We start from the raw sequence: 18934 nt of genomic DNA, 5'->3' as shown, positions 1-18934 counted from the left end.
GCTAAAAAATAACCCTGTTAATTTACTTTCTCCAGTTTAGTTGCCCCTGATTTTTTCTCGTCCACTTTTTTAGGATTGCCCTTGTAATAGATCTCACTCGAGCCTGAAGTTTTAACCTTCAGCTCATTCAGTACATTGATATTGGCCTTTCCGGTGCCATCTGTATCAATATTGTACACCCCTACGATAAAATCGAAGGCTTCTACCCTGGCGGTTCCGTTAATTTTTAAATCATGAACCCCGGCCTGTCCGCTAAACAGGATCTTACCTACGCCATCCACCCGCGTAACCACCTTCCGCGCACTCAAGTCCAGCTGTACATCAGCTGCACCCGAAAAAGAAAGCTCCAGGTCATCGGCATAAATACGTCCCTCACCAGCAGCCTTCACTGCGCCATCCAGCTTTAAGGCCCGCAGTTCTCCTATCCCAGCCCTGATCATAATAGAATCTGTACCACAATACTTATCATCATCCAGCTTCAGTTTCAGTTCATCTCCGGAAACATCAGCCTTAACATAAGCAATGATGTTCGAATCGGCAGCTATCTGGATCTTATAACTGCTGTCCTGTACCATTACCAGTTGAATTGCCCCCTCTACTTTGATGCGGTCAAAGCTTTTCACCGCTAGGGTCCTGCTCACAGGTCTGCCGGCATCTTCAATGCATTTATTTTCACATCCTGTAAATAAAACAGGGATAAACAAGGTTATAAGGGATATTTTCTTCATCATCATTAAAGGTAATAATTTTTGCCATCTGTTTTAATCTTTCCTGCATCCAGCAATTCCCGGATGCGCTCCAGGCGTTCATTTTCCGTTCCGGTAGCTACCGTACTGATCAAAACATCCAGTGCATAAGTTCCACTTTGCAACAGGGAAACAATTTCAAAATCTATTTTATCGTCAAGCACAGCGGCATCATCCAGTTTTTTTTCTGCCAGGCAAACATCACAAATGCCGCATTTATCTGCTTCAGGTTCATCAAAATAACCCAGCAGCTGTATGCTCCGGCAGATCTTTTTACCCGCATAGGCCAGTACTGCAGCGATCTGTTCAGCCTGCAGTTGTTTTCGCTGGGCAATGTATTTTACGTCAATATCCATATGGTTAAAATCCAGCCTAGGCCGTATGTATTGCAATTGCGGCTGATCAGATTGAGGGATATAAGACAACAGGCCCTGCTCCTGCAAATTGTTGAGCTGTCGCAGCACATCATTATAGGAAACCCGGAGCCGGGCAGCGATATCTGCTTCACTGATCTTCACATATTGTTCAAAAGAACCTCCATAAGACCTTAATATAGCTTTAATAAGTGAATCATAACCAGCATTTTCTATCTGAAAACGATAAACATCCTCATTGCTTACGATGAACAATACCCTCGAGGGTGAAAAAATGTTTTCTGATAAGGTCAGGTAACCATCGTGTTCTAAAAACTTCAGGGCAGCCATCGTTTTGATCACCCCTACACCGAACCTTTTGCAAAAATCGGCCAGGTCAAAACCAAAGCTCAACCCTTCCCCAGCCCCATAAGCCAGCTGAAAATAATTGCCCAGGTAATGGTAAGTTTTTTTGATCTCCTCTACCGAAGGAAAGCTGTCTGTATACTTCGCTTTCAGCGACAATTCGTCTGATTTATTGGCCAGCAATACCGTATAGGCCTTTAGCCCGTCTCTGCCTGCCCTGCCCGCTTCCTGGTAATAAGCTTCCAGACTTTCAGGAAGGTCTAAATGTACCACAAAACGCACATCAGGTTTGTCAATCCCCATTCCAAAAGCATTTGTGGCCACCATCACCCGGATGCGGTTCCGTTTCCAGTCATCCTGTTTCCTGAAACGGGCTTCCTTTTCAATTCCGGCATGATAAAAATCGGCAGCAATTCCGTTCCTGTTTAAAAATGAAGCTACCTCGGCTGTTTCCCTTCTGTTCCGTACATATACCAGGCCACTCCCTTTTACCTTATTCACAATACCGATCAGCTTCTTATACTTATCCTCATCATCCTGCACCACATAACTCAGGTTTTTGCGGCCAAAACTCTGTACAAAAATATGAGGTTTTTTAAACTGCAGTTTTTCCATGATGTCCGTTCGCACAAAACGTGTGGCAGTTGCCGTAAGTGCCAAAACAGGTACATCGGGATGGATTTCCCGGAGCTCGCTCAGTTTCAGGTAAGGTGGCCTGAAATCATAGCCCCATTGCGAAATACAGTGGGCCTCGTCTACAGCAATCAGGTTCACCTTCATATAGGAGATGCGCACCCGTACCAGTTCAGCTAATAAGCGCTCGGGCGAGAGGTACAGAAATTTGATCTTTCCGTAAATGCAGTTGTCCAGCAGGATATCAATCTCCCGTTTACCCATACCGGCATAAATGGCCACAGCGGCAATGCCCTTTGCTTTCAGTGCCTCTACCTGATCCTTCATTAAAGCCACCAAAGGCGATATTACAATGCAGATGCCTTCCTGAACCAGGGCCGGCACCTGGAAACAGATGGATTTTCCACCACCGGTAGGCAATAAGGCCAAAGTATCCTGTCCGTTTAAAACCGATCTGATAATTTCATCCTGTAAGGGCCTGAAACCATCATATCCCCAGTATCGCTTTAATATCTCCGTCTCGTTCATAAAAAGGTTGCACTCCAAAACTATAAAAATGAACTGATATTATTAAATTAGCAAAAAAATCACACAACCGGCTATATGAGAACACCTCTGCAATTGTTAATTCTTATATTCACCTATCAATCGTCATTCTCGCAATCCCAGGCTCCAACACCAGCTCAAACGCCTAAATGGGATATAGAAAAATATAAAGGCAATACCAAAACCTTCACCTTTAACACAGATGAGGGTACCTGGATGAACCTCGATGTCAGTCCGGACGGCAAGGACATTGTGTTCGACCTGCTGGGCGACCTGTATGTCATGCCCATCAGCGGCGGTGCTGCCATTCTGTTAAGCGGGGGCCCTGCCTGGGATATTCAGCCCCGCTTTAGTCCCAATGGCAGATACATCAGTTATACCAGCGACAAAAGCGGTGCCGACAACATCTGGATCATGAACCGCAACGGTTCCGGCAAAAGACAGGTCAGTAAAGAAAGCTTCAGGCTATTGAACAGCGCCACCTGGATGCCCAACAGCGAATACCTGATTGCACGCAAACACTTTACCGGTACCCGCTCACTGGGCGCCGGAGAAATGTGGATGTACAGCATTTATGGCGGTGAAGGCGTACAGCTGACCAAGAGAAAAAATGACCAGCAGGATGCCGGAGAACCCAATGTATCGCCCGATGGCAAATACCTGTACTTTAGTGAAGACGTATCACCCGGCCCCAATTTTGAATACAGCAAAGACCCTAACGGGATGATCTATGCCATTCGGCAGCTAAACCTCGGCACCGGTAAGCTCAGCAACCTGATTGCCCAGCCAGGCGGAGCGGCAAGGCCACAGGTCTCACCCGACGGCAAACTGATGGCTTATGTGAAACGCATCCGGTTAAAATCGGTGCTGATGTTACAGAACCTGCAGACCGCGGAAGAATGGCCGATCTACGAAGACCTTTCGCACGACCAGCAGGAAACCTGGGCCATATTTGGCGTTTATCCCAATTATGCCTGGACGCCTGAAGGCAAGAGTATTATTTTTTATGCCCGGGGCAAGATCAAAAAGATCGACCTCAGCTCCCTCTTCACCAATAACATCCCTTTTCATGTAACCGGCTCCCAAACCATACAACAGGCTCTGCACTACCCACAGCAGGTATACAACCCTGATTTCACCGTAAAAATGATCCGCCAGCTAACCACTTCTGCCGATGGAAAATTTGTCGTGTTCAATGCTGCCGGTTTCCTTTATAAAAAAGACCTACCCAATGGCATTCCAGAAAGGATTAGTAAAGGCCTGGATTTTGAGTTCGAGCCGGAGATCAGCAGCGATGGAAAATCAGTGATCTATGCCACCTGGAGCGATGAATTTAAAGGGGCCATTAAAAAAACAGAGCTCAAATCAGGAAAAACAATTGCATTAACCGAAGAAAAGGGCTTTTATTACTCCCCATCTTTCTCCGGCAAGGGCGATAAGATCGTATTCCGGAAAGGAGTTGGCAACGATGTGCTGGGCTATGCCTTTGGCCGGGGAACAGGAATTTTTACCATGCCTGCCGGCGGGGGGCCTAAAACCCTGATCACCGAAAGTGGCATCAGGCCGAAGTTCAATGCTGATGATACCCGGATCTGGTTTCAATCCAGTGAAGGTGGAAAAAAAGTTTTTAAAAGTATAGACCTGAACGGGGCGAACGAACGTACCCACTATACATCTGCTTATGCTACCCAGTTTGTGCCCAGTCCGGACGGAAAATGGATGGCTTTTACCGAACTATTCAACAGTTATGTAACCCCAATGGTAAGTACCGGCACGGCGCTGGAATTGTCTGCTACCAACAAAGCCATCCCCCTTACCCGCATTACTAAAGACGCCGGGACTTATATCCACTGGAGCAAGGACAGCCAGAAATTGTTCTGGACATTGGGTGAACAATATTTCAGCCGCGACATTCAAACCGCATTCAATTTTACCGATGGCCCAACGGCTGCCATCAAAGCACCGGACAGCGTTGGCCTGCCTATAGGCTTAAAGCTGAAAACCGATGTACCCCTTGGCTTAACTGCACTTACGGGCGCCAGGATCATCACCATGAAAGGTGATGAGGTGATCGAGAACGGTTCCATTCTGATAGAGAACAATAAGATTGTATCCATCGGTAAAAACCTGCCCCTGCCGGCAAATACCAGGATTATTGATGTAACAGGAAAAACCATTATGCCAGGTATCGTGGATGTACATGCGCACTTACGAACCAGCCCGGATGGCATCAGCCCGCAGCAGGACTGGTCTTACCTGGCCAACCTGGCCTTCGGGGTAACTACCGCTCACGATCCGTCCAGCAATACCGAAATGGTCTTCAGTCAGTCGGAAATGATCAAAGCCGGGCGGCTTACCGGCCCCAGGTTATACTCTACAGGTTCCATTTTGTACGGTGCCGATGGGGATTTCAAGGTGGTCATCAATAGCCTGGATGATGCCTTATCCAACCTGCGAAGGTTAAAAGCAGTCGGTGCTTTTTCCGTAAAATCGTATAACCAGCCCCGACGTGACCAGCGCCAGCAAATACTGGAAGCTGCACGACAATTAAAAATGCTGGTGGTACCCGAAGGGGGATCTACCTTTTTCACCAATATGAACATGATTGCTGATGGACATACCGGCATCGAACACAGCATCCCGGTAGCGCCGGTATTTAAAGACGTGACTACCTTCTGGAACAAAACCGAGGTGGCCTATACCCCTACACTAATTGTAAGCTATGGCAGCCAGTGGGGTGAAAATTACTGGTACGACCGGACCAATGTATGGGAAAACGAGCGGCTGATGGCCTTTACGCCACGTGCCATCATCGATCCGCGTGCGCGGAGGAGAACCACTTCCGAATATGGCGATTATGGCCATATTGAGGTAGCCAAAGCCGCCAGACAAATTGCTGAAGGGGGTACCAAAGTTAATTTAGGTGCCCATGGGCAAATCCAGGGCCTGGGTGCGCATTGGGAACTCTGGATGCTGGCCCAGGGCGGAATGACGCCCTTACAGGCCATCAGGTGTGCCACCCTGAACGGCGCTGCATACCTGGGCATGGATAAAGAGATCGGCTCACTGGAAATCGGCAAACTGGCCGACCTGATCGTGATGAATGCCAATCCGCTAGATGACATCAGGAATTCAGAAAAGATCAGGTATGTAATGATAAATGGACGTATTTTTGACAGTTTGTCTATGAATGAAATTGGCAACCGGGAAAAAGTACGGGGAAAATTATGGTTTGAAACAGGTAAAGGTATGGTCTACACTTTCCCTACCGGGAATGCAGAAACCTGGACCTATACCACCCCAAATTGCGAGTAGTAAGCGTACAATAAGGGTTGTACCTACTACTATTTAGCAAGGTTTTAAAAACATATTAAACAGTACAGTGCTTCCCGAATGCTGAACTTTTTAATAATTGAAAAGATATGATATATTTGTTATATTAGTAGTATTCAAGTAATTAAAACTGAGCATCCCTATTGTTCTTTAATAAATTTATTTTCCTTAGAAATTGAGGATGGGTAGGTACATTCAATATAAAATTGACTATAAAAGAATAAAATGGAAACTATTGACAGAAGAACTGATATATCTTACAAAGAATTCATCAGCGAGTATCAGCAGCCGGGTATCCCCCTGATCCTTAAAAATGCAACAAAGGTTTGGAAATCCAATCTGCTGTTTACACCAGATTATTTCAAAGAGAATTTTGGCAATCGCATTACCCACCATGAAAACAGAGCTTATACCATGTCTGAAATCCTGGATATCGCCGCCAATAGCACAAAGGAAAATCCCGCGCCTTATCCGATAAAATTCAATTTATTAAAGCAGCTCCCAGAAATAATGGAGTATATGGATCCCCTTAATCTCAATCTGGCAAAACCAAACTGGCTGTTTAGCAAGGTATTTCCCAAAAGCAAAATGGACCATAGTGTTGACTTGTTTATAGGTGGCCCGGGTAATCACTATTCTGTTCACAAAGACAGCTATCAGGTTCATGCCTGGTTAATCCAACTGTATGGGGAAAAAGAGGTCATTATCTTTCCCAAAGAGCAGGAGGAATTGCTGTATGCCGGAAAAGTAGGCATAGAAAAATTACGTTCGCCTATTAACATTGCTGATCCTGATTACGAAAAGTATCCCAGGTTTAAAGAGGCAAAGCCCATCCGTGTAATTTTAAAGGCCGGCGAAGTCATCTACATCCCAAGCGGTGTCTGGCATACCACCATGGCATATGTACACAACATTTCTATTATTGTAGACCAGCTGAACAGCACAAATTACAAGGCATGGAGAAAAGATATCTATGATTATAAAAAACATTACAATAAGCCCAGGGCCATTTTTGATTATTGTGCAGCAACGTTCATTGGAAATGTATGTATGGCAGCTGAATTCCTGGGCATACCGCTTTGAACCGAATTATAAATTGTCTGCAATTACAAAGCCACTGGCCCAGGCCCATTGAAAATTATAACCACCCAGCCAGCCGGTCACATCCACACATTCCCCGCCAAAGTACAGACCAGGTATTTTTTTACATTCCAGCGTTTTGGACGATAGCTCACTGGTATCTATGCCCCCACGCATCACTTCTGCCTTATCGTAACCTTTATCCCCCGCCGGTTTCACTTTAAACTGGTGTATAATTTGCGCAATCTGCTCCATCTCCGCCCTGGTTAAGCTTGCAACCTGTTTTTCTACCGGCAAAAACCTGGCCATGGCATCGGTAAACTTCTTAGGGTATAAATGGTTAAAAAAAGTAGACAATAGTGATTTGCCGTTCTGTTTCCGTTCTTCTTCCAGTAACGCAGTAATGTTTTGCCCCGGCAGCAAATCGATGTTAAATACCTCACCTCTCTTCCAGTAGGATGATATCTGCAGGATGGCAGGCCCGCTTAAGCCCCAGTGTGTAAACAGGATATTCTCTTCAAATGCAATGTGTTCATTACTCACGCGGCAAAAAACGCTGTTCCCCGAAAGCCGGGCATACCAATCTTCCTCTTTTCCGGTAATGGTTAGGGGCACCAGTGCAGGGGCAGTTTCTGCAATTTTTAAGCCCTGTTTCCGGGCAAAACGCAGGGCGAAATCTGTCGCACCCATTTTCGGGATGGGCAGTCCTCCGGTCGCTATCACCAGTTTAGGGGCTTTGAGTATCCGGCTTTTCGGGCCCTTATCATATTTTACCGCAAAGCCATCTTCCAATATATCGATGTCGGTAATAGAAACCCCGCAGATCAGCTGCTGCCCTAAATCTTCGCAAAGCGAAGTAAATACCGCAACAATATCCCTGGCATTGTTACTTTCCGGAAACAATTGCCCCAGGGTTTTCTCCCTCCCGTTGATGCCATAAGTTTCAAAAAAACTGATCGTATCGGCAACTGTCCACTGGGTAAAGGCAGATTTGACGAAATGTTTGTTACCGGAAATGAATTGCTCATCTGTAGCAAACAGATTGGTATAATTACACCTTCCCCCTCCGGATATCAGGATTTTAGCCCCCGGCTGTTCATTTTTTTCCAGCAGGATTACCCGTCTGCCGAGGTAGCCGGCCTGCACCGCACACATCAAACCACAAGCCCCGGCACCAATAATTATAGCATCTGCATCCATCAATCCGTTTATATTGTTATTTTTGTGCAAAATAAGCATAACTTTTTCATATAGATATGGCAAAACAAATAAGCGATCTGAAACTGGGCATATTGGGGGGCGGACAACTCGGCAGAATGCTGATCCAGGAAGCCATCAATTATAACCTGAGCACCCTGGTTTTAGATCCGGATACCGATGCGCCCTGCAAGCACCTGGCAAATTACTTCGAATGCGGCTCTATTACTGATTTTGATACCGTTTATAACTTCGGGCAAAAAGCAGACCTCATTACCATAGAGATAGAAAAGGTTAATATTGAAGCACTGGAACAACTGGAAAAAGAGGGAAAACAAGTATTTCCGCAATCCAGGGTCATCCGCCTGATCCAGGACAAAGGCGTACAAAAGCAGTTTTTTAAAGAAAACAATATCCCTACAGCCCCTTTTCAGCTGGTAAATACCAAAGAAGACATGCGCAACAGCAGGTTTGCCTTTCCGTATATCCTTAAACAGCGCCGGGACGGCTACGATGGCAAAGGGGTTATGAAAATCAACCTGGCCGCTGATATTGACCAGGCATTTGACGCGCCCTGCCTGATTGAAGAAATGATAGATTTTGAAAAGGAAATTGCCGTAATTGTGGCCAGGAACTCCAATGGGGATATGAAAACCTTTCCGATGGTAGAAATGGAATTCAATGCCGAGGCCAACCTGGTAGAATTCCTGATCTCTCCTTCCACTTATCCGGAAGCCTTGCAAAACAAAGCAGAAGTAATTGCCAAAAACATTGCTGCCTCGCTCAACATTACCGGCCTGCTGGCTGTAGAAATGTTTGTAACCAGGAACGGTGAGCTTTTGGTAAATGAACTGGCCCCAAGACCACACAACAGCGGGCACCAAACCATAGAGGGCAATTATGTTTCCCAGTTTGACCAGCACCTGAGGGCCATTTTCAATTTACCACTGGGCGATACACGCGCCATCAGCAATGCGGTAATGATCAACCTCCTGGGCGAGAAAAACCACAATGGTGTGGCCAAGTACCAGGGTCTGGAAAAAATCATGGCCATTGAGGGGGTATATGTACACCTTTATGGTAAAAAGTACACCAAGCCTTTCCGGAAAATGGGGCACGTTACCATAGTAGACCAGAACCGCGACAGCGCTATACAGAAAGCAAATTACATTAAAAACACACTAAAAGTTATTTCCTAATGAGCATACAAGCAGGCATTATCATGGGCAGCAAATCGGACCTTCACATCATGCAGGACGCCGCCGATATTTTTAAAGCATTTGGCGTTGAATTTGAAATGACCGTAGTATCGGCGCACCGTACCCCCGAAAGGATGTTTGAATATGCTAAAAATGCAGCCTCAAGGGGCTTAAAAGTGATCATCGCCGGTGCCGGCGGTGCCGCTCATTTACCAGGCATGGTAGCTTCCATCACTACTTTACCGGTAATTGGTGTTCCCGTAAAATCCTCAAACTCCATTGATGGCTGGGATTCTATCCTTTCCATTTTACAAATGCCAAATGGCATCCCTGTAGCTACTGTGGCCTTAAATGCAGCAAAAAATGCAGGTTTACTCGCAGTACAGATCCTGGCTACGGCAGATGCTTCACTTGGCGTTCAAATGCAGGCTTATAAAGATGAGCTGCGCAGAAAGGTAGAGGAAAGCGCGGACGAACTGCAGGGATAAGGCAGCTCAGTTTAAATTAGGGTCCTGGGGAAAATTGCTTACATGTGCATATTTTGGTCCCAGGTTAATGATCACTTCGCGCCACAGGTTTTCTTCATTTGCGGAGAAAACCACATCGGGATGAAATTCATCGGAGACGATCCAGGTGTTCTCTTTCATCTCCTTTTTCAGCTGTTCCTTTCCCCAGCCCGAATAACCTATAAAAAATTTGATCTCATCTTCAGTAATGCTGTTGCTGTTAATAAGTACTTTCAGGGCCTCAAAATTACCACCCCAATAAATTCCTTTGGCCACCTCCTGTCCATCTCCTATTTTATCATAACAACGGTGTACAAAATGTATGGTATCGGTTTCTACCGGTCCGCCAAAATAGACCGGAAAATTGGCTTCAGCGAGTTCGGGGATTACATCTTTAAGCAGCAATGTACTGCATTGGTTCAGAATAAAACCAACTGTACCTTCTTCCTGATGATCAGTGACCAGGATTACCGCACGCTTAAAATTCGGGTCCATCAAAAATGGTTCGGAAATTAACAATCTGCCCAGTGAAGGTTCTAACCTGCTTATCATTTTGGAAATTTAGGGATAAAATTGAATAAACTAAAACCTATTTTTGTACATGGACCTCAATAAAATTAATTTACATGATTTAAGACAGGAATACCGCGCTGCCCAGCTTACCGAACAAGATGTGGAAAGTGACCCTATCCTGCAGTTTGGAAAATGGTTTAACGCTGCAGTAGCTGCGCAATTGTACGAACCAAACGTAATGACCCTGGCCACTTGCGACCGTTTTGGCAAACCTTCGGCAAGAATTGTACTGCTGAAAGGTTTCGATGAAAACGGCTTCGTTTTTTATACGAACTATGAGAGCAAAAAAGGACGGGACCTGGTAGAGAACCCCCAGGCGGCACTGGTGTTTTTCTGGCCCGAACTGGAAAGGCAGGTGCGCATTGAAGGCGTGGTGAGCAAGGTAGCTGCAGAAACCTCAGCTGCTTATTTTCATTCCCGCCCGGTAGGCAGCCAGATCGGGGCCATGGCCTCGCCACAAAGCAAGGTGCTCGACAGCCGGGAATCCCTTGAAAATAAAGTAGATGAACTGACAAAAGCTTATGAGGGCATCGAAATTCCGCATCCGTTACACTGGGGCGGATACCTGATCGAACCCTCTTATATCGAGTTCTGGCAAGGCAGGCCAAGCCGGCTGCACGACAGAATTGTTTACAACCTGGTGGAGGGTTCGTGGATTATAAATAGATTAGCGCCTTAAAACGTTAAAAAACTCATAAAGAAAAAGGAATGAATACTATCGCGGTAATTGGCTCGGGTACCATGGGCAATGGAATTGCACATACTTTTGCACAGTTTGGCTATCCTGTAAACCTGATCGACATCAGCAAGGAGGCTTTGGAGAAGGCCATCAGTACCATTGGCAAAAACCTCGACAGGCAGGTGGGCAAAGGAACACTTACCGAAGCGGAAAAAATGGCTACTTTAAGCCATATCAGCACTTTTACAGACCTGCAGACAGGTGTAGCCCATGCCGACCTGGTGGTAGAGGCTGCAACAGAGCAACTGGAGCTTAAACTGAAGATATTTAAAGACCTGGATGCTTTTGCCAAACCAGGGGCCATTCTGGCCAGCAATACTTCTTCCATTTCCATTACCCGTATTGCCTCGGTTACCGGTCGCGGCGATAAAGTGATCGGCATGCATTTCATGAATCCCGTACCGGTCATGAAACTGGTAGAGGTGATCAGGGGTTATGCGACAAGTGATGAAACTACAGAAAACATTATGGCGCTTTCAAAAAAACTGGCGAAAGTTCCGGTAGAAGTGAATGATTATCCGGGCTTTGTGGCCAACCGGATATTGATGCCCATGATCAACGAGGCCATTTATACCCTGTATGAAAATGTAGCTGGCGTGGCAGAAATAGATACGGTAATGAAACTTGGCATGGCCCATCCCATGGGGCCTTTGCAGCTGGCCGATTTTATTGGCCTGGATGTTTGTCTGGCCATTTTAAGGGTATTGCAGGAGGGTTTTGGCCATCCGAAATATGCACCCTGCCCATTGCTGGTAAATATGGTGGCAGCAGGCCATAAAGGCATCAAATCGGGAGCAGGTTTTTACAATTATGCCAATGGGGTAAAAGAGCCCGTTGTTGCTGCCAAATTTCTTTAGCCCATGCTAAAATTCTAATTTTTAAGCGTATTTTTGAATAATGAACGAGAATCTCGACCCCTCATCCGAAAGCCTGTCACCTGTAGAACGCGATATTGAAAAAGTATTGCGCCCGCAGGCCTTTGACGATTTTACCGGACAGGAAAAGGTGATGGAAAACCTGAAGATCTTTGTGAAAGCGGCAAAACTGCGTGGCGAACCACTCGATCATGTTTTATTGCATGGCCCTCCTGGACTGGGGAAAACCACACTTTCCCTGATCATCGCCAATGAAATGGGTGTAGGGATAAAAGTGACCTCCGGACCAGTACTGGATAAACCAGGAGACCTTGCCGGGCTGCTGACCGGTCTGGATGAAGGTGATATCCTTTTTATTGATGAAATACACCGCTTAAGTCCATTGGTTGAAGAATACCTGTATTCGGCAATGGAGGACTTTAAAATAGACATTATGCTGGAGAGCGGGCCCAACGCCCGCTCTGTACAGATTTCCCTGAATCCATTTACCCTGGTTGGTGCCACTACCCGCTCCGGTTTACTGACCGCACCCTTACGGGCCAGGTTTGGCATCAACTCGCGTCTGGCCTATTACGATGCCAAGCTATTGACCACCATCGTATTGAGGTCATCAGAAATTCTGAAAACCCCCATTACAGATGAAGGGGCTTATGAAATTGCCAGACGGAGCCGCGGTACCCCCCGGATTGCCAATGCTTTATTAAGACGGACCAGGGATTTTGCACAGATCAAAGGTACCGGTGAGATCGATACCGATATTGCCCGCTATGCTTTAAAAGCTTTAAATGTAGATGAGCATGGCCTGGATGAAATGGACAATAAAATCCTGACCACCATCATTGACAAGTTTAAAGGTGGCCCTGTGGGTTTAAAAACCATTGCAACTGCTGTTGGTGAAGATGAAGGTACGATTGAAGAAGTTTACGAGCCATTCCTGATCCAGGAAGGTTTTTTAATGCGTACCTCACGTGGCAGGGAAGCCACAGAAGCAGCATATAAACACCTGCAAAGAAATTTCCCCGGACAAACCGGAAGATTATTCTGACAAAAAACTTTTTAGGCATCATTTCTGTTTCAGAATAGCTAAATTTAGCTGATATGAACATAGAAACAAGAAAACTTACTTTAGAAGATTATGACGACCTGAAAGAATCTATGCAACAGGCATACGATACACTGGGTGGTCAGATCTGGAGTAAGGTGACGATTGCTAAACTTTTAAAGCTATTCCCGGAAGGACAATTGTGTATCGCTGTTGACGACAAAGTAGTCGCTTGTTCGCTAGCAATTATTGTAGATTATGATGAATACGGTGATAAGCACACCTACCAGATGATCACCGGAAATTATACCTTTTCTACCCACGATCCGAACGGCGATACCTTATACGGAATTGAGATTTTCGTTTCCCCGGATTTCCGTGGATTGCGCTTAGGGCGGCGCCTGTATGAAGCCAGAAAAGAACTTTGCGAAAGCCTGAACCTGAAAAGTATCATCGCCGGCGGGCGCATACCCGGTTACCATGAACATGCGGAGCGCTTGACACCCAGGCAGTATATCGATAAAGTTAAAGCCAAAGAACTATATGATCCTACACTCACCTTTCAGATCTCCAACGATTTCCACGTCAGGAAAGTACTCAAGAACTACCTTCCCGGCGACCATGAATCCAAAGAATTCGCGACGCTGATCGAATGGAACAACATCTATTACCAGGGTATAGATGCTTCGGCACGGTCAGCCAAGACCATCAGGATTGGACTGGTGCAGTGGCAAATGCGCTTATTTCCTGACATAGAAGCGTTTTATGAACAGGTTGAATTCTTTGTTGATGCGGTAAGCGGCTACAAGTCTGATTTCATCATGTTCCCTGAGTTTTTCAACACTCCGCTGCTGCAGCCCTACAATCATTTACCGGAAATGGAGGCGATGCGCAAACTCGCCGATCAAACTGCTGAAATTGTAGAACGAATCCAGCAATATGCGCTTTCCTATAACGTGAACATCATATCAGGGAGCATGCCGGTTGTTGAAAACAATAAATTATACAACGTGACCTACCTTTGCCATAGGAGTGGGAAGACGGATGAATATAGAAAAATCCACATCACACCGAACGAACAGAAATATTACGGAATGGTAGGCGGAGATAAAATCGAGGTATTTGATACAGACTGTGGTAAAATAGGGATCCTGATCTGTTATGACGTGGAGTTCCCGGAACTGAGCAGAATATTGGCTGATGAGGGGATGCAAATGCTTTTTGTACCATTTTTAACGGACACGCAAAATGGTTATACCCGGGTAAGGCATTGTGCCCAGGCCAGGGCCATAGAAAATGAATGTTATGTAGCGATTGCCGGCTGTGTGGGTAATTTACCTAAAGTGAACAACATGGACATTCAGTTCGCACAGTCAGCGGTATTTACACCATCTGATTTCGCTTTTCCTACAAATGCAGTTAAAGCGGAAACCACACCGAACACAGAAATGATGCTGGTGGTAGATGTTGACCTGCACCTGCTGGATGAACTCCATCACTTCGGTACCGTTAAAATATTAAAGGACCGGCGTAAAGATCTTTACGAAGTAAGGCTGTTGAAATAAAACAACAGCCTTAGCATTTTTTTAACTGCCTGCCCCTTTAAAGGCGAACCAGTAAATGAGCAGGGCAATCACCAGTAGCGGAATCAGCCACCTCAGCACCACTGCTGCACCATTGATGTCTTTCTCTTTTACTGCCTGGGGCGATGGCCCGGGGTCCGTCTGATGGTGTGCGTAATCATGCTCTATCGGTTTATGTGGCTTGTTGGGATCTTCGGCATGTTTTGCAGCCAGATCATCTACACTATCATTCTGATTTTCAGTATCTTTATTTAAATTTTCCATAACATCTAAAATTTGGTCTGCTTATATAACAGCAGCTTAAATGGAAATGTTTTGTTCCTAAAGTTTATCTTTGCAGCAAAATGAACAGCAATACCGCTACATACAGTGAAATGATCAAAGCAGAAGCCCGGAGACTGGGCTTTATGCAATGTGGCATTGCCAAAGCGATTTTTCTGGAACAGGAAGCACCAAAACTGGAAAAATGGCTACAGGACAAGCATCATGGACAGATGGCCTACATGGAGAACCATTTTGATAAAAGACTGGATCCCAGGCTGCTTGTGGAAGATTCCAAATCGGTCATCTCCCTGACTTTAAACTATTATCCCGCTGAACAGCAGACAGACCCAGATGCACCCAAAATATCCAAGTATGCTTACGGAATGGATTACCACCAGGTCATTAAGGATAAGTTGTTCCAGCTGCTGAATTTTATCAGGGAAGAGATCGGGGAAGTTGCAGGCCGGGCCTTTGTAGATTCTGCCCCGGTGCTGGACAGGGCCTGGGCAAAGCGGGCGGGTATTGGCTGGATCGGCAAAAACAGCAACCTGATCAGTAAACAGAATGGCTCCTTCTTTTTTTTGGCCGAGCTGATCCTGGACCTGGAACTGGAATATGACCATCCCTTTGAAACAGATCATTGCGGAACCTGCACCAAATGTATAGATGCCTGCCCTACCGAGGCCATTTTATCCCCCTTTATCATTGATGCCAAAAAATGTATTTCCTACCTGACCATCGAACTGAAAGAGGAAATTGACCAGGAATTTAAAGGCAAAATGGACAACTGGATGTTTGGCTGCGACATCTGTCAGGATGTATGTCCCTGGAACAGGTTTGCAAGCCCGCATGCCGAACCGCTGTTTAAACCCAATGTACAGCTGCTGCAAATGAAGCGGGAAGACTGGCAGGACATTACAGAAGAGGTATTCAAAAGCATTTTCAAAAACTCAGCGGTAAAGCGCACCAGGTATAAAGGCCTGACCAGGAATATCGATTTCCTAAAAAAAACCTCTTAACAGTAGGGGTTATTTTACCTTAAAGGTATTGTCACTCTTGTCTTTGTCTGGCACATGTACGCTGCCCAGTACTACTCTTTTGAGCGTTTTGAGGGTGGGCAGGTCAATATCAATGGCCGGATCACCTTTTTCCCAAACTCCTATACTCCTGTGCAGCTGTGCCGAACTGCCATCGGCATACTCCAGGTTAAGGTCTATTGGTAAAGGTTTGCTGCTTTTGTTGGCGATGGTGACCTGGTAGCCCGCGGCCGTTTTAACAACGGCCTTGATGGCCATATCTGTGATGCCATCTTCAAAAAACCAGCGTTTCCAGAACCAGTCCAGGTTTTTACCGGAAGCTTCATTCATACAGTAAAAGAAATCGAATGGCATGGGATGTTTGCCCTGCCAGGTTTTCATGTAATGGTGCAAAGCTTTGATGAACAGCTCGTCGCCAAGATAATCTTTGACAAAGAGATAACCCATTCCTGGTTTGGGATAGGAATTGGTAAATGTCCCAACTCCTTTTAAATCAGGCGTTAAAGTGACAATAGGCACATCGTTTTTAGTACCCGAAGAAATTGCGGTCGATTCCACCCCGTAGTCATCAACCAGCGAAGTATCGATCATCGGGGCCAGCAGCCACTCGCCAAGGGTGGCCCAGCCTTCGTCCATCCATCCGTATTTTGTTTCGTTGGTACCCATGTAAAAAGGGAACAGGGTATGGAATACCTCATGCACCGTAAGGGTAATGGCGTCTGCTCTTTTCTCTACAGGATTATCGTTCACCATCATGGGGTATTCCATCTGGTCCAGGCCATCAAAAACCGTCTCATGCGCATAAGGAAAAGGCCATTTGGGAAACACATGGCTCATCAGGTATACGGTTTTCCGCGTAAAATCAATCACTTCATGATAATCTTTATGTATGGGATTAAAAGCGGCATCTACCCGGATCCTTCTTTTGGTCAGGGAATCAACAATCAGGCTGGAAGACTTCCATAAATAATGGTTACTGGTGGCAAAAACAAAATCAGTAACATTTTTTGCCTCAAAGATGTAGGTGTTAAATGCTTTGGTACTGGTTACCTGTTTTTGCTGCAGGTCTGTTGCTGTGATCACATCCAGCACTTCGTCTGTTTCTTCTGCCCTGCCCAAACGGCCCGCGATCTCTTTTCTGAATACCGCTTTCGGGTTCAGCAAATCGCCCGTGGCCCAAACCACATAATCTTTAGGCACGGTAATTTCAGCTTTGAAATTGCAGAAATCATTGTAAAACTCCTCTTCACCGGTATAAGGGTATTTGTTCCAGCCATCTATGTCGTCGTACACCGCAATGCGCGGAAAAAAGTAGGCTACAAAATGGGCACTGTCATTGACCTGCCCCGTCCGCATGTGCGAGCCTTTATTTAAGACATACTGGTAATCCATTTTCAGTTTTAAAGACTGACCAGGGGCCAATGCTGCAATATTGGTATGCATATTGGTACCTGCTATCTGCAGTTCGTCCTGAGCTATGGCCTTTCCATTTACCTGAACTGAGCTGAGCTCAACGCCCGGGCCCAGATCTTTAAGGGCTATTTTGGTTTTGACATTTCCACCTTTTTGATACAGGTTGGGATAAAGTTTAAACCACAGCTGTTTAAGGGTATCCGGACTATTGTTCACATAAACAATTTCCGCCTGCCCCTTCAGCTCCCGGCTAAGCGGGTTAAAATTTGCTTTCAACTGATAACTGGCGATATTTTGCCAGTAGGCAGGACCAGGTTTACCGCTCTTGCTCCGTGTACCTTTGGCATAGGCTTCCTGTATACTGGTGGGCACCGGCAAAGTTTGGGCAAATGCAGAAACAGACAGCATTAAAAATAATGCTGCCGCGGCTGTCCTTTTCATCATAAGCAAGGGGGATTATTTTCCAAATTTCATCTTCAGCTGTTCCAGCATATCGTTGGTCACTTCAGCGGCAGGTTTTTCCTTTTTAACCTCCAGGCTTTGCGGCCTGGCCGGGTTTTGCTGAGGTTTGGCCTGCGGGGCTTTCGGCTTGTTTGCTTCGGCCTGCTGTTGACGCTCCTGTTTAAGCTGTTCTTTCTTTTTGTTCCAGCGGATCCAGATCTCTTCTAACTTTTTCTTGGTATACAGCGGGAAATCGCCCTGCTTCATCCAGGCATAATAACTGGGTTCTATGTCAAAAACCTGTTCAACGGTTTTGCCTTTATGTTTACCAAAGTTGAAGATCTCTTCCTCATTTTCATTGTAAACCATTCTGCCGGCAAAATCAACAGGTTTATTCATATTGGTAAAGGCATGAAGGGCATCCACGTCATTTTGTACCGGTCTGGATATTTTACCTTGTTTATCCTCAAAATCAGTGTCTTTGTAACGTTCTATCTGCGCCAGCAATACCTGATAGGTTGCTATAATGTCTGCTTCTGCAGAATGTGCATTGATGATGTCTTTGTCACAATAGAATTTATAAGCCGCCCTCAGGGTACGTTGTTCCATCTGGTGGAATACATTCTGGACATCAACAAATTTCCTGTCTGACATGTCAAAATCCACTCCTGCCCTTAAAAATTCTTCCAGCAGCACCGGAATATCGAACCTGTTGGAGTTGTATCCGGCAAGATCTGCATCCCCGATAAAATCAGCCAGTTCAGCTGCAACCTGTTTAAAGTTGGGTTCATGGGCAATGTGTTCATCATAAATTCCGTGGATCAATGAAGCATACAAGGGAATAGGCATTTCAGGATTGATGCGCATGGTTTTGATCAGTTCAGATCCGTCCGGCATAGCTTTTAATATCGCAATTTCCACAATACGATCAGCACCTACATTCACACCAGTGGTTTCCAGATCAAAAAAAGCGAGTGGGCGTTTTAAATTTAATTTCATCTATTTATA

General features: G+C 45.6%; 16 protein-coding genes. 9 read left to right on the top strand and 7 right to left on the bottom strand.

Annotated features, from left to right (window positions below; genetic code table 11):
* Nucleotides 1–17: 17 nt before the first annotated feature.
* On the bottom strand, nucleotides 18–734 hold the full coding sequence (locus R2Q85_RS02725) for a head GIN domain-containing protein (protein WP_316810206.1): 717 nt from the start codon (nucleotides 732–734) through the stop codon (nucleotides 18–20).
* Entirely contained in the window at nucleotides 734–2626 is a 1893-nt protein-coding gene (locus R2Q85_RS02720) for a RecQ family ATP-dependent DNA helicase (RefSeq protein ID WP_316810205.1), read from the bottom strand. The genes R2Q85_RS02725 and R2Q85_RS02720 overlap by 1 nt, the downstream gene beginning before the upstream one ends.
* A gap of 75 nt (nucleotides 2627–2701) precedes the next feature.
* Between R2Q85_RS02720 and R2Q85_RS02715 the strand changes: the two genes are divergently transcribed.
* Nucleotides 2702–5959: an amidohydrolase family protein gene (locus R2Q85_RS02715; RefSeq protein ID WP_316810204.1), complete on the top strand. Its 3258-nt coding sequence runs from the start codon at nucleotides 2702–2704 to the stop codon at nucleotides 5957–5959.
* Nucleotides 5960–6202: 243 nt separating this feature from the next.
* Nucleotides 6203–7060: a cupin-like domain-containing protein gene (locus R2Q85_RS02710; protein ID WP_316810203.1), complete on the top strand. Its 858-nt coding sequence runs from the start codon at nucleotides 6203–6205 to the stop codon at nucleotides 7058–7060.
* Between the two features lie 6 nt (nucleotides 7061–7066).
* On the opposite strand, the gene R2Q85_RS02705 is transcribed toward R2Q85_RS02710, so the two are convergent.
* Nucleotides 7067–8296, bottom strand: a complete 1230-nt coding sequence (locus tag R2Q85_RS02705) for an NAD(P)/FAD-dependent oxidoreductase (RefSeq protein WP_316810202.1) — start codon at nucleotides 8294–8296, stop codon at nucleotides 7067–7069.
* 17 nt (nucleotides 8297–8313) lie between these two features.
* Between R2Q85_RS02705 and R2Q85_RS02700 the strand changes: the two genes are divergently transcribed.
* Nucleotides 8314–9453: a 5-(carboxyamino)imidazole ribonucleotide synthase gene (locus tag R2Q85_RS02700; protein ID WP_316810201.1), complete on the top strand. Its 1140-nt coding sequence runs from the start codon at nucleotides 8314–8316 to the stop codon at nucleotides 9451–9453.
* On the top strand, nucleotides 9453–9941 hold the full coding sequence (gene purE / locus R2Q85_RS02695) for a 5-(carboxyamino)imidazole ribonucleotide mutase (protein WP_316810200.1): 489 nt from the start codon (nucleotides 9453–9455) through the stop codon (nucleotides 9939–9941). The genes R2Q85_RS02700 and purE overlap by 1 nt, the downstream gene beginning before the upstream one ends.
* Before the next feature lie 6 nt (nucleotides 9942–9947).
* On the opposite strand, the gene R2Q85_RS02690 is transcribed toward purE, so the two are convergent.
* Nucleotides 9948–10511 (bottom strand): YqgE/AlgH family protein, encoded by a 564-nt coding sequence (locus R2Q85_RS02690; RefSeq protein ID WP_316810199.1) that lies wholly within the window; start codon nucleotides 10509–10511, stop codon nucleotides 9948–9950.
* A 49-nt stretch (nucleotides 10512–10560) separates the two neighbouring features.
* Here R2Q85_RS02690 and pdxH point away from each other — a divergent pair, with 49 nt between their 5' ends.
* Genes pdxH through R2Q85_RS02670 form a run of 4 tightly spaced genes read left to right on the top strand, consistent with a single transcriptional unit; the run spans nucleotide 10561 to nucleotide 14753 of the window.
* Nucleotides 10561–11211, top strand: coding sequence for a pyridoxamine 5'-phosphate oxidase (gene pdxH, locus R2Q85_RS02685; protein ID WP_316810198.1), 651 nt, complete (start codon nucleotides 10561–10563; stop codon nucleotides 11209–11211).
* 29 nt (nucleotides 11212–11240) lie between these two features.
* Nucleotides 11241–12128 (top strand): 3-hydroxybutyryl-CoA dehydrogenase, encoded by an 888-nt coding sequence (locus R2Q85_RS02680; protein ID WP_316810197.1) that lies wholly within the window; start codon nucleotides 11241–11243, stop codon nucleotides 12126–12128.
* Between the two features lie 40 nt (nucleotides 12129–12168).
* On the top strand, nucleotides 12169–13191 hold the full coding sequence (gene ruvB, locus R2Q85_RS02675) for a Holliday junction branch migration DNA helicase RuvB (protein ID WP_316810196.1): 1023 nt from the start codon (nucleotides 12169–12171) through the stop codon (nucleotides 13189–13191).
* Between the two features lie 53 nt (nucleotides 13192–13244).
* Nucleotides 13245–14753 (top strand): bifunctional GNAT family N-acetyltransferase/carbon-nitrogen hydrolase family protein, encoded by a 1509-nt coding sequence (locus R2Q85_RS02670; RefSeq protein ID WP_316810195.1) that lies wholly within the window; start codon nucleotides 13245–13247, stop codon nucleotides 14751–14753.
* Nucleotides 14754–14774: 21 nt separating this feature from the next.
* Here the strand turns inward: R2Q85_RS02670 and R2Q85_RS02665 are convergent, their stop codons facing one another.
* Entirely contained in the window at nucleotides 14775–15035 is a 261-nt protein-coding gene (locus R2Q85_RS02665) for a hypothetical protein (protein WP_316810194.1), read from the bottom strand.
* Between the two features lie 80 nt (nucleotides 15036–15115).
* Between R2Q85_RS02665 and queG the strand changes: the two genes are divergently transcribed.
* On the top strand, nucleotides 15116–16054 hold the full coding sequence (gene queG / locus R2Q85_RS02660) for a tRNA epoxyqueuosine(34) reductase QueG (RefSeq protein ID WP_316810193.1): 939 nt from the start codon (nucleotides 15116–15118) through the stop codon (nucleotides 16052–16054).
* A 9-nt stretch (nucleotides 16055–16063) separates the two neighbouring features.
* Here the strand turns inward: queG and R2Q85_RS02655 are convergent, their stop codons facing one another.
* Nucleotides 16064–17929, bottom strand: coding sequence for a M1 family metallopeptidase (locus tag R2Q85_RS02655; RefSeq protein ID WP_316810192.1), 1866 nt, complete (start codon nucleotides 17927–17929; stop codon nucleotides 16064–16066).
* A 12-nt stretch (nucleotides 17930–17941) separates the two neighbouring features.
* A complete protein-coding gene (locus R2Q85_RS02650) occupies nucleotides 17942–18925 on the bottom strand; it encodes an exonuclease domain-containing protein (protein WP_316810191.1) in 984 nt (327 codons plus the stop codon).
* Nucleotides 18926–18934 lie beyond the last annotated feature (9 nt).

Origin of the sequence: Pedobacter heparinus, assembly GCF_032678725.1 — a bacterium.
GTDB classification, from domain to species: domain Bacteria; phylum Bacteroidota; class Bacteroidia; order Sphingobacteriales; family Sphingobacteriaceae; genus Pedobacter; species Pedobacter heparinus_A.
This window is presented reverse-complemented; position numbering and strand designations above follow the sequence as displayed.

What these genes read in the sequence shown, in the direction of transcription:
- R2Q85_RS02725 (WP_316810206.1), bottom strand. Translation starts at nt 734, where the DNA reads ATGATGATGAAGAAAATATCCCTTATAACCTTGTTTATCCCTGTTTTA.
- R2Q85_RS02720 (WP_316810205.1), bottom strand. Translation starts at nt 2,626, where the DNA reads ATGAACGAGACGGAGATATTAAAGCGATACTGGGGATATGATGGTTTC.
- R2Q85_RS02715 (WP_316810204.1), top strand. Translation starts at nt 2,702, where the DNA reads ATGAGAACACCTCTGCAATTGTTAATTCTTATATTCACCTATCAATCG.
- R2Q85_RS02710 (WP_316810203.1), top strand. Translation starts at nt 6,203, where the DNA reads ATGGAAACTATTGACAGAAGAACTGATATATCTTACAAAGAATTCATC.
- R2Q85_RS02705 (WP_316810202.1), bottom strand. Translation starts at nt 8,296, where the DNA reads ATGCTTATTTTGCACAAAAATAACAATATAAACGGATTGATGGATGCA.
- R2Q85_RS02700 (WP_316810201.1), top strand. Translation starts at nt 8,314, where the DNA reads ATGGCAAAACAAATAAGCGATCTGAAACTGGGCATATTGGGGGGCGGA.
- purE (WP_316810200.1), top strand. Translation starts at nt 9,453, where the DNA reads ATGAGCATACAAGCAGGCATTATCATGGGCAGCAAATCGGACCTTCAC.
- R2Q85_RS02690 (WP_316810199.1), bottom strand. Translation starts at nt 10,511, where the DNA reads ATGATAAGCAGGTTAGAACCTTCACTGGGCAGATTGTTAATTTCCGAA.
- pdxH (WP_316810198.1), top strand. Translation starts at nt 10,561, where the DNA reads ATGGACCTCAATAAAATTAATTTACATGATTTAAGACAGGAATACCGC.
- R2Q85_RS02680 (WP_316810197.1), top strand. Translation starts at nt 11,241, where the DNA reads ATGAATACTATCGCGGTAATTGGCTCGGGTACCATGGGCAATGGAATT.
- ruvB (WP_316810196.1), top strand. Translation starts at nt 12,169, where the DNA reads ATGAACGAGAATCTCGACCCCTCATCCGAAAGCCTGTCACCTGTAGAA.
- R2Q85_RS02670 (WP_316810195.1), top strand. Translation starts at nt 13,245, where the DNA reads ATGAACATAGAAACAAGAAAACTTACTTTAGAAGATTATGACGACCTG.
- R2Q85_RS02665 (WP_316810194.1), bottom strand. Translation starts at nt 15,035, where the DNA reads ATGGAAAATTTAAATAAAGATACTGAAAATCAGAATGATAGTGTAGAT.
- queG (WP_316810193.1), top strand. Translation starts at nt 15,116, where the DNA reads ATGAACAGCAATACCGCTACATACAGTGAAATGATCAAAGCAGAAGCC.
- R2Q85_RS02655 (WP_316810192.1), bottom strand. Translation starts at nt 17,929, where the DNA reads ATGATGAAAAGGACAGCCGCGGCAGCATTATTTTTAATGCTGTCTGTT.
- R2Q85_RS02650 (WP_316810191.1), bottom strand. Translation starts at nt 18,925, where the DNA reads ATGAAATTAAATTTAAAACGCCCACTCGCTTTTTTTGATCTGGAAACC.